General features: G+C 68.2%; 1 protein-coding gene. It reads right to left on the bottom strand.

Annotation, left to right across the window (positions count from 1 at the left end):
• Positions 1–255 (bottom strand): type I restriction-modification enzyme R subunit C-terminal domain-containing protein (locus tag NFX52_RS31560; protein WP_289781659.1); only part of this gene is annotated, 255 nt, incomplete at both ends.

Raw genomic sequence — 255 nt, 5'->3', positions numbered from 1 at the left:
AGGGCTTCGAGCACCTTGCGCGCCACGGGGCCGTATTGGGTGAAGACGTTGCGCTTTTGCACGCGGCGGGCGCGCTCGCGGCGGGTGAGCAGGGGCTGGTCGTAGGCCACATGCAGCAGCAGGTCGAGCGGGTCAAGGTCTTTGCCTACCTCGTCGGCCAGGGCTTCGAGCAGCACGCCCTGCCCTTCCAGTTCTTGCAGCAGCGCGGCCTTGCGGTCGGCCTGCTGCCAGGCCTGCAGAAACTGGTCGAGCGAG

The organism is Acidovorax facilis (assembly GCF_023913775.1).
GTDB classification, from domain to species: domain Bacteria; phylum Pseudomonadota; class Gammaproteobacteria; order Burkholderiales; family Burkholderiaceae_C; genus Acidovorax; species Acidovorax facilis.
Note: the sequence above shows the minus strand (reverse complement) of the source record. Positions and strands in the feature narration are given on the sequence as shown.